The organism is Mammaliicoccus fleurettii (genome assembly GCF_003970575.1).
Lineage (GTDB): Bacteria > Bacillota > Bacilli > Staphylococcales > Staphylococcaceae > Mammaliicoccus > Mammaliicoccus fleurettii.
This window is the reverse complement of record NZ_RXWZ01000157.1, coordinates 55,617-64,155: the sequence shown is the minus strand read 5'-3', so window position 1 is coordinate 64,155 and position 8,539 is coordinate 55,617. Positions and strand designations below refer to the sequence as shown.

8 protein-coding genes are annotated in these 8,539 nt (G+C 32.2%); 2 read left to right on the top strand and 6 right to left on the bottom strand.

The annotated features are described in order from the left end of the window. Positions 1-182: 182 nt before the first annotated feature. Positions 183-1,544, bottom strand: coding sequence for a glycerol-3-phosphate transporter (gene glpT, locus CD129_RS11065; protein ID WP_103323568.1), 1,362 nt, complete (start codon positions 1,542-1,544; stop codon positions 183-185). 283 nt (positions 1,545-1,827) lie between these two features. On the opposite strand from glpT, the gene CD129_RS11060 reads away from it, so the two are divergent. Continuing rightward, positions 1,828-2,373 carry a hypothetical protein gene (locus CD129_RS11060; RefSeq protein ID WP_107557352.1) on the top strand — a complete coding sequence of 182 codons (546 nt, stop codon included), beginning with the start codon at positions 1,828-1,830 and terminating at the stop codon, positions 2,371-2,373. Between the two features lie 157 nt (positions 2,374-2,530). Here the strand turns inward: CD129_RS11060 and CD129_RS11055 are convergent, their stop codons facing one another. Next, positions 2,531-3,556, bottom strand: a complete 1,026-nt coding sequence (locus CD129_RS11055; RefSeq protein WP_016913107.1) for a hemolysin family protein — start codon at positions 3,554-3,556, stop codon at positions 2,531-2,533. A 219-nt stretch (positions 3,557-3,775) separates the two neighbouring features. Here CD129_RS11055 and CD129_RS11050 point away from each other — a divergent pair, with 219 nt between their 5' ends. Continuing rightward, entirely contained in the window at positions 3,776-4,420 is a 645-nt protein-coding gene (locus tag CD129_RS11050; RefSeq protein ID WP_107557353.1) for a FusB/FusC family EF-G-binding protein, read from the top strand. Positions 4,421-4,965: 545 nt separating this feature from the next. Here CD129_RS11050 and CD129_RS11045 read toward each other — a convergent pair. The 4 genes from CD129_RS11045 to CD129_RS11030 are packed head-to-tail and all read right to left on the bottom strand — an operon-like array spanning position 4,966 to position 8,269. After that, positions 4,966-5,568, bottom strand: a complete 603-nt coding sequence (locus CD129_RS11045; protein ID WP_115337752.1) for a response regulator transcription factor — start codon at positions 5,566-5,568, stop codon at positions 4,966-4,968. Further along, a complete protein-coding gene (locus CD129_RS11040; RefSeq protein ID WP_115337753.1) occupies positions 5,565-6,671 on the bottom strand; it encodes a sensor histidine kinase in 1,107 nt (368 codons plus the stop codon). Before CD129_RS11040 ends, CD129_RS11045 begins: the two co-directional genes overlap by 4 nt. Then, a complete protein-coding gene (locus CD129_RS11035) occupies positions 6,671-7,402 on the bottom strand; it encodes an ABC transporter permease (protein ID WP_115337754.1) in 732 nt (243 codons plus the stop codon). Before CD129_RS11035 ends, CD129_RS11040 begins: the two co-directional genes overlap by 1 nt. Before the next feature lie 6 nt (positions 7,403-7,408). Further along, positions 7,409-8,269, bottom strand: a complete 861-nt coding sequence (locus tag CD129_RS11030) for an ABC transporter ATP-binding protein (protein ID WP_115337755.1) — start codon at positions 8,267-8,269, stop codon at positions 7,409-7,411. Positions 8,270-8,539 lie beyond the last annotated feature (270 nt).

Here is an 8,539-nt window from a genome sequence, read left to right as displayed (position 1 = left end):
ATCATTCATAGTTGAATAAAATGTAAAATTATGAATGCCAAAATATTGAATTATAACGATAATATTATAATTCTAAAACTTTAATGAGTAAATATATAAAAATTAAAAATATCTGTTTTCATATTAAAAAATCAAAAACTGTTGATAAAGCAAATGCTTTATCAACAGTTTTTTATATTGCATTAAGACTTCACAACTTCTTGACCACGTTTGTTCCAAGTAAAGATGAAACTCAACATAGCTAGAATGCTCGTAATTGTTAATAACAAGAATCCAGAATCCCATCCTAATTTATCAACAGTTAAGCCCATAATAATATTGGCCATTACTGCACCGCCTAAATAACCGAATAACCCAGTTAATCCTGCTGCTGTACCTGCTGCTTTTTTAGGCACATAATCTAGCGCTTGTAAGCCAATCAGCATAACCGGTCCGTAAATTAAGAAACCTATAGCAATTAAAGCCATATTATCCACTAACGGATTTCCTGGAGGATTTAACCAATAGACAACAACAGCGATTGTAACACCTAACATGAAGATAAATCCTGCTGGCCCTCTTCTACCTTTGAATACTTTATCGGAAATATAACCACATAATAATGTACCCGGAATGCCAGCCCATTCATATAAGAAGTATGCCCAACCTGAAGCATTTAAGTCGAAACCTTTTTCTTCACTTAAATAAGTTGGTGCCCAGTCTAGTACACCGTAACGAACGAAATAAACAAATATATTAGCAACGGCAATCATCCATACCCATTTATTATTTAAAACATATTTAAAGAGTATTTCTTTCGTTGTTAATTCAACTTCTAACGTTTGTTGTTCTTTGTTCGGATAATCATTTCTATAATCTTCAATCGGAGGTAATCCCATCGATTGTGGTGTATCTCTAACAAGAATGTATGATACGAATGCAATGATTAATGCGATGATAGCTGGATAAATAAATACACCTTCAAACCCCTTTAAATATCCAAACGTAAGTGTACCTGTAATAGATATACCTAGCAATGCGATTGGCGCCATTAAACCGCCACCTACATTATGAGCAACGTTCCATATCGCCGTTTTACTTCCACGTTCACTCACACTATACCAATGTACAAGTACTCTTCCTGATGGTGGCCACCCCATCCCTTGGAACCAACCATTTAAGAAAAGCATAATAAACATAATAAATACGCTTGATGTTAATACAGGAATGAAACCCATGAGCAAGTTAACGATGGCTGTTAGCACTAACCCTAACGTTAAAAATATTCTTGCATTACTCCGGTCACTAACAGTCCCCATTATAAATTTACTAAATCCGTACGCTATTGAGATAGCTGACAAAGCAAACCCCAATTCCGTTTTGCTAAAGCCCTCATCAATCAATGCAGGCATAGCAAGAGAAAAGTTTTTTCTTAATAAATAATAACCGGCATAACCAAGAAATATCCCTAAAAACACTTTAAGCCTTAATTTCTTATAAGTATCGTCTACCTGTTCTTCTGGTAGTGGATCGATATGTTTAGCTGGTTTCAAAAAATTTGCCATAGTGAATCCCCCTAATATTGAATATTTGTAAAGATTGTAAATGATTTGTAAATGATTGGATGATAGTTTCATCATAGATTTTGACAACGTTAAAGTCAATGTAATTTGAAACATTTTACAACATGACATTATTTATTTTCACAACTTTTATTTAATACAAGTGTATTAAAATGTGTCATACTTTGAATATGACAAAAATAATTAATAACGAAGAAAATAAAAATCCATTAAATAAAAATAGATGGAGAAATAGCTGGACTAACACAATAAAGGAGGACTAACTATGAACTTAATCGTATGGCTCATTATTTTCTGTGAAATAGCCTTTTGGGTCGTTATATTACTCGGATTGGTCACAAGATACATTTTTAAAAAGAAAACATTAGGCCTATTCTTCCTAGCACTTACACCCGTTATAGATTTAATACTGCTTATCACAACATCTGTAGATCTCATAAATGGCGCAACAGCTGAAATCCCTCATGCGATTGCTGCAGTTTATATAGCAGTATCTCTTGTATTTGGAAAAAGCATGATAAAGTGGTCAGATGATAGATTTAGATATTATGTGATGAAAGAAGGACCAAAACCCATTAAACCTGTAGGATTGGCTTACGCTATACACTATGCTAAAAGCTGGTTGAAACATTTGCTCTCTTACTTTATAGGAACAGGGATTTTGCATTTAATCATTTATTTCATTCATGATAAAAATCGTACAGAAGCTATGGATGGTGTGATTCATCTTTGGACAATTGTCATCATCATCGACTTAATTATTTGTATTTCATATTTTGTATGGCCACCGAAAGAGAAAAAACATCATTAACAAATAAAGCGTCAGGCTCGAACCATATTCCTAAAGCAAGCATGTACTTTATAAAATCAGAAATATAAAAATCACCCAATCCGACAATGTATCCAACGGTTTGGGTGATTTATTTTGAGCAAGGAAATGATGTCCTAAGCTCTTCTGTTATACTATTTTATTTATCATGCTCATCTTCAATATTCCCGACAATATTTTCAAGGATATCTTCCATAGTAATAATACCTACCAATTTATCTTGTTGATTATATACGATCGCGATATGAACACGTTTGATTTTCATTTTTTCTAATACACTTTGAATAGAATCCGATTCTGTGACATGTATAATATCATGAATTAATTCAGAGATATGTTCTATATTGTCTTTTAATAAATCTTTGGCGTGGATATAACCTACAATATTCGCTTCATTTTCTTTAAACACAGGATATCTTGTATAATATCCATTTTTCACGAAGTTAATCGCTTCTTGTTGGCTCGAGTGAATATCAATCATTGCAATGCTATCATTTGATATCATGCAATCCTTCACCGTCAATTCATCGTATATAAAAACTTTATTAATATGTTCCAACTCAGTTGATGAAATTTCTCCACCTTGGTGACTCTCTTGAATCAACATTTTTAATTCTTCTTCAGAATGAAATAATTCCGACTCTTTAGCCGGTTTCATGCCTATTAAACTAAGTATTATTCTTGCTGAACCATTTAAAATAAAAATAAAAGGATATAATAATTTATAAAACAGTATGATTGGTTTTGCAAAGAATAATGTGACTTGTTCAGCTTTTTGAATTGCTATTGTCTTAGGTGCCATTTCACCTACTACAACATGCAAGTATGTTGCAATAACAAATGCACTTACTAACGTTAATACATGAATCATCGTTTCTGATAAACCGAAGCTACTGTATAGTGGATGAAGCATAAATTCAAATGTATATTCTCCTACCATACCTATACCTAATGCGGTTATCGTAATTCCTAACTGACATGCTGCTAAATATTCATCAAGATAATCTACTACTTTTTTTGCTGATTGAGCATTTTTGTAATTTTGATTAGCTAAATAATTGATTCTTGATGATCTCACCTTCACAATTGCAAATTCAGTTGCAACAAAGAATCCAGTTAAAGCAAGTAATACAATAAAAATAATTAAACTAATAGCGGTTCCCAACTAATTCCTCCATGTTATTACAAATTACAACCATTTTAGATTGTAATTTAATTTTACACTATTTCGATTATTTTTAATAATATTATACATTTGAAATTAGGTAGATAAAGGACTATACTAGTTTCTGATAAGGAGGGATCTTAAGATGCTACTTTATGTGTCATGTTCTCTACAATTATTCATACCCAACGATCAAATTAATTAAAGAAGGGATTTTTTATGAATAATTATATACAACCATATCAATTCGTTAGTATTAAACAAAAGTCAGAACAATTATCTAATGTCTATAAGTCAGTTAACGACTTAAAAACAATTGATACTTTTCAAGCAATCACTTATGACCATATATCACAACTTTTTAGCGAGAAACATTCTGAAATAGAAGAATTTACAAATATAATCATGAACAAAAGAATTTCTCGAGCGCAAGTCGAGAAAGTATTATTTGGACTTAAAAGCTATGTCATTCCTTTTGAAATGCCTTCAAGTAAACAATTGGAAAAACTTTTTAAAAAGACTAAAAAGTTAAAACAGCCAGATTGGGAAAGCATTGATTTAAAAGAGTCTTCTTATATAGGTTGGAATGATTCAGGAAAGCAAAAGAAATTTATAATAATGTATGAAAATGGCATATTAACAGGTGTTTCGGGCGATTTATCACCTACTATTAAACCTGGTATTTGCAGCATATGTAAAAAAGAATCAAATGTTTCTATGTTCCTATCTATGACTAAATCTAAAGGTGATGGAACATATACTAAGAACGGCAACTATATTTGCCATGATAGTCAACGTTGTAACCAACAACTCGATCAACTAGACGGATTATATGATTTTATACACACTGTAAAAGCAAAATAATATTTTTAAGATTGTGAGTCTGGAACATAAATACCCATTCTCAAAATAAAAGGTCTCTTCATTAGGCTATCGCCTAGTGAAGAGACCTTTTTTATGTTTTGAAATCTTACGATTTTGCTCGTGCATGCTTGCCTAGGGGTATGGCTCGATCCTGTAGTCTCTCACTCATACTATTCCCCCGGGCGTCAGCACTTTACAAAATCGTGAAAGGTAATCAAAGTGAAATCAGGATTACGGTGTTCAGTGATCACTCTGGATAAATCGCACGAAGACTCAGTAGATATTGTGCGTTTTTGATAAATTTTGGGTGAATCGCACGAAGACTCAAAAGATATCGTGCGTTTTTGGTAAATTCTGGATAAATCGCACGAAGACTCAAAAGATATCGTGCGTTTTTGGTAAATTCTGGATAAATCGCACGAAGACTCAGTAGATATCGTGCGCTTCTGGTAAATCCAGCTCAAATCGCATGAAGACTCAAACGATATCATACGATTCCAAAGCATTTGCGCTCTGTTATTTTTCATCTAAAATATAATACCCTACTATATCCAACCTTTTTCAACGGCTATTTGCCAGGCATCAAATCGATTATCCGCTTCTAATTTATCAATAATAGTCGATGTATAATTTCTAATTGTGCCATCTGATAAAAATAATACTTTTGAAATTTCTTTACTAGATAAGCCTTTGCCAATTTCTTTTAACACAAGTTGTTCTTTTGGGTTTAGTGGATTTTTACATTTAAACATAGATGTCATTAATGATTCGCTATATTCTTTCTTGCCATCCATAACACTTTTTATTGTTACAACGAGCTCATCTACAGAGCGTTCTTTTAGTACATATGCGTCTACATCATTTGCTACTGCACTTTCAAAATATCCCGGTCTTTTAAATGTCGTCACAATTATCACTTTTGTATTCAATTTTAAATCTTTAACTGCTTTTAATACTTCGAGTCCAGTCATTTTAGGCATTTCAACGTCTAATATTGCAACATCTGGTTGTTTATCTTTTATGATTTGTAATGCATCTTCACCATTCGGGACATCACCTAAGATTTCTAATTCATCATTCAGTTCCATTAATTGAACCATCGCTTTTCGTAACATTTCTTGATCTTCTGCTATCACGATTGAAATCATAATGTATCATCCCCCCTCGGCAAAATAACCGTTATTTTTAAGCCTTCATTTATATTATTCACATCTAATTTTCCTTTTACTGCATCGACACGCTGTTTAATACTTTTAAGATCCTCTTCACAAATGTTTTTCATTCCGATACCATCATCTTGAACCACCATACTGATGCTTTTATTCTCTTCAATAATTTCGCCTGTCACTTTAGTAGCTTTTGCATGTTTGATCACATTATTAACCGCTTCTCTCAATATCATCGATAAAGCTGATTGCTTAGTTGGACTTAACGACTTAGCTCGATCAGCATTTCTAAATTCAAATAATAAATTCGCGTTTTCTAATAATGTATCCATCGTCTTAATTTCTTCTTCAAATGATTGTAATTTCAAATCGTCGACAATCGCTCTTACTTTAACTAAAGCATCTTTAGATAATTCATTAACAGACGCCATTTCACTTTTCGCTTTATCTACATCTTTATCAATCAATTTCATTGCAAGTTCAGACTTAACACTTAAACTCGCGAACACATGTCCTAACGTATCATGTAAATCTTGACCGATACGATTTCTCTCTTGTTCAGCTATCAACGTATTAATATGTGCATTTTGATTTCTAATTTTTTCTTGTAGCTTTCTGGATTCTAATACTTTAAAATTCCCATACATAACAAATAAAATGACAATAGCCATTGGAATCATGAGCATTAAATATTCTTTGTTATCTAATCCAATTATAAAAATAGTGAATACAAATGCACTTACATACATGAACACTTCTACTGAGTTCATCTTCAATTGAAATACATAGGGTATGATATATGCTCCATAAAAGAAGAATAATAAATGTGAAGCATTAAAAAATCCTACAAAATAAAAGATGCCTAAAAAGTGAATGACTAATAAGGTTCTTCTTAAAATGATTTTATTAGATAAGTCATCATAAATCATAATTAAATAACTTACAGTAAATAGAACGGTGATGAGTATACCGCTCCACAATGGTCCTTTATGTCCAAGCACTGATAAACTTAGCACAGGAAAAATTAAATATATCAAATTTGAAGTGCCTATCGGGTTTGCTTTCACTTTTTCTAATATAGACATTAAATCACTTCCGTTTTTTTACGTATAAGTAATGCGATACTTATAAATAGTATACAATAAACAGCTAAGATGAGTAACGATTCAAAGTTAATACCGCCGTTTGTAGTAAATGAAAGAGACAGTTCTTTTAAATTATAAGTCGGTGTTACATATGAAACTTCTTTTAACCAATCGGGAAACTGATCAGTCGGAAACCATAAACCACCTACTATAGCAAGTCCTAAATATAATATATTTGCCGCTGCACTTGCCTTCTGTAAGTCTTTCATTTGTGAAATGAGTATGCCTATTGATAAAAACATACTAGCGCCTAACCATAATAAGATGCCAGAACCAATCCATTCACCAACTGACATTTCGACACCTCTATATAATCCTCCAACTAAAAATAACGCAATGATCGCTATACAGAACATGCACATTAATTTCATCACTTTGCCTGCATAATAATAGCTTGGCGATAAAGGTGTTTTAAACAAATTTTTAGCCCAACCTATTTTCTTATCTTCAATCATCTCTAGCGGAAATGTCATAATACAGAAACTACTTAAACTGAAAGTTGCCATGCTAAACATGTACTCTTTATAAAATTTTGTTTCATATTCTTTTGGCAAATCAAGCATTGCCGTAAAAATTAAATACAATACAAGAGGTAACATGATTGAAAGTATTAAATATGATTTTTTTCGAGAAATTAACAATAATTCTGATTTAAAATAAGCCCATAACATATCTCATCAAATCCTTTCTTCATTTTTTGAAAATATCGTATCCATTAATGACTCTTTTGAAATTTCTATTTCATTAAAATCCATATTATGTTTCATAAAAGTCTTCATAACGGGATTAATATCTTGTGTAGTAATGATTAATACATCTTTCGTTTCTTCCACCGAAACATTTTCAAGATATTCAATGATATGTTTACTCGATAAAGGAATTTGAATATGCGTCTTATGTTCACTGTGACGAATCGCTCTAGGTGTACTATCCATGACAAGTTCACCTTTGTTAAGTACAACGACACGATCAGCCATACGCTCAACTTCTTCAATATAATGAGAAGTATAAAAAATCGTCTTACCTTCTTGCTTCATTTGTTCAATCACTTTCCAAAAATGCTTTCTCATTTCAGTATCCATCGCGCTAGTAGGCTCATCTAAAATCAGAAATTCAGGCTTACCGATAATCGCAAACGCAAAATCTAAAATTCTACGTTCACCACCAGATAACTTAGACGCAAATTGTTCTAATTTATCATCACGGAATCTCGTAATTTCTTTGAAATCTTCAATCGAAATCGTATCTTTATAAAACGACTTATAAAGTTTAAATAACTCTTTAACTTTTATCACATCAGGAAACGCAGTCGTTTGGAACAAAATGCCCATCCGCTTCTTATCCAATTGATGGTCATCACTTACAATTTGTCCATCATTCGGATGTCTATCGCCAATAATCATATCAATCAATGTCGATTTACCTGCACCATTAGGGCCAATCAAAGCCGTACATTCCCCTTCATTAATTTGAAAAGACACACCATTCACAACTTTTTTATCATGATAAATCTTCGTTACTTGTTGAACATCAATCACAGCAATCACCGTCCTTTATTCATTTAACTTAAGTATAAATAACAGCACGATGCGTTATAAGTACAAACTGTCACGAATATGATATGACAAATGTCATGAATGATAAATTCAACGGTTCTATTTATCATGTGGAGCTTGACTTGATAAATTCAACGGCTCTATTTATCATGTGGAGCCTGACTTGATAAATTCAACGCCTCTATTTATCATGTGGACCCTGACTTGATAAATTCAACAGCTCTATTTATCATGTGGACCTTGACTTGATAA

Coding starts and splice junctions, on each gene's coding strand:
- glpT (WP_103323568.1), bottom strand. CDS start 1,544: ATGGCAAATTTTTTGAAACCAGCTAAACATATCGATCCACTACCAGAA.
- CD129_RS11060 (WP_107557352.1), top strand. CDS start 1,828: ATGAACTTAATCGTATGGCTCATTATTTTCTGTGAAATAGCCTTTTGG.
- CD129_RS11050 (WP_107557353.1), top strand. CDS start 3,776: ATGAATAATTATATACAACCATATCAATTCGTTAGTATTAAACAAAAG.
- CD129_RS11045 (WP_115337752.1), bottom strand. CDS start 5,568: ATGATTTCAATCGTGATAGCAGAAGATCAAGAAATGTTACGAAAAGCG.
- CD129_RS11040 (WP_115337753.1), bottom strand. CDS start 6,671: ATGTCTATATTAGAAAAAGTGAAAGCAAACCCGATAGGCACTTCAAAT.
- CD129_RS11035 (WP_115337754.1), bottom strand. CDS start 7,402: ATGTTATGGGCTTATTTTAAATCAGAATTATTGTTAATTTCTCGAAAA.